The organism is Tractidigestivibacter scatoligenes (genome assembly GCF_001494635.1).
GTDB classification, from domain to species: Bacteria; Actinomycetota; Coriobacteriia; order Coriobacteriales; family Atopobiaceae; genus Tractidigestivibacter; species Tractidigestivibacter scatoligenes.
Genome location: NZ_LOJF01000004.1, coordinates 1 through 997 on the forward strand (window position 1 = coordinate 1; position 997 = coordinate 997).

The following is a 997-nucleotide window of genomic DNA, read 5'->3' on the forward strand; positions in this document are numbered from 1 at the left end:
GGGACTGCGGTGGGAATCCTGGACCAAATCGGAACAGGAAGGAAGCCGCATGCACAGCGCTGAGCAGAGAAAGATCGCGATAGAGACCTTCGCCAAGTTCGACCATAGCTACGCCGACACCATCGCAGAGTTGGGGTATCCGACGAGGGCGTGCTTGCGCAACTGGTGGAACGAGTACAGGGATACCGGCGAGGTGCCTATAGGCAAGTTCACCACCAACCCGAGATACACCACAGAGATGAAGCGGCGCGCCGTCGAGCACTACCTCGAGCACGGCAGGAGCCTGGCAAGGGCGATGCGGGCGCTCGGCTACCCCAAGAGCCGCGAGGTGCTCGGCGGCTGGATAGACGAGATCGCCCCGGGGCAGCGCAAGTACAGGGGCCCGAACCCGAAGCGGGACCCCGTTCCCGTGGAGAGGAAGGTGCAGGTCGTGGCCGAGCTGGAGGCGAGGACGGGGCCGGCCGCGGAGATCGCGGAGAGGCACGGCGCGTCGAGGACGGCGCCCTGAATTTGGCGCAGGGAGATTGTGGGGGATAATGGCGGGGACCCCGAGAAGAAAGGCGTCCCCGTGAGCAAGGAATACGACGACCTGCCCGACGACATCGAGGTGCTGCGGGACATGCTGCGAGAGGCGAAGATGCAGCTCAGGAAGGTGCAGCCCGAGCCCGGCGTGCGCCAGGCGACCCTCGAGATAGCAAAAGAAGGCCAGGGCGCCGAACCGGGGCTGCTGACCAACGCGGAGAAGGCGGCGATGGTGGAGGCGCTGAGGGCTGAATGCAGGCTCTGCGAGGTCCTGCCCGCGGTGGGCATGGCCAAGAGCAGCTGCGAATGCGCCAGGAGCGCCCAGGCCAAGGGCGAGACCGAGGAGCACGCGGCCGCCCGCAAGGCCGTGATCGAGGCGTCCGGGGCCAGCGGCGGCACCTACGGCTACAGGCGCATACACGCGCAGGCCAACGCCGACGCGGAGGACGGCGCGGCGATCGGCGAGTGGACCGTG

1 protein-coding gene and 1 pseudogene are annotated in these 997 nt (G+C 67.4%); both read left to right on the top strand.

Features of this window, described 5'->3' with window-relative positions:
- A pseudogene (locus AUL39_RS04480) lies at nucleotides 1–508 on the top strand (hypothetical protein); the annotation flags it as partial.
- 60 nt (nucleotides 509–568) lie between these two features.
- Nucleotides 569–997 (top strand): hypothetical protein (locus tag AUL39_RS04485; RefSeq protein WP_201783915.1); only part of this gene is annotated, 429 nt, incomplete at its 3' end.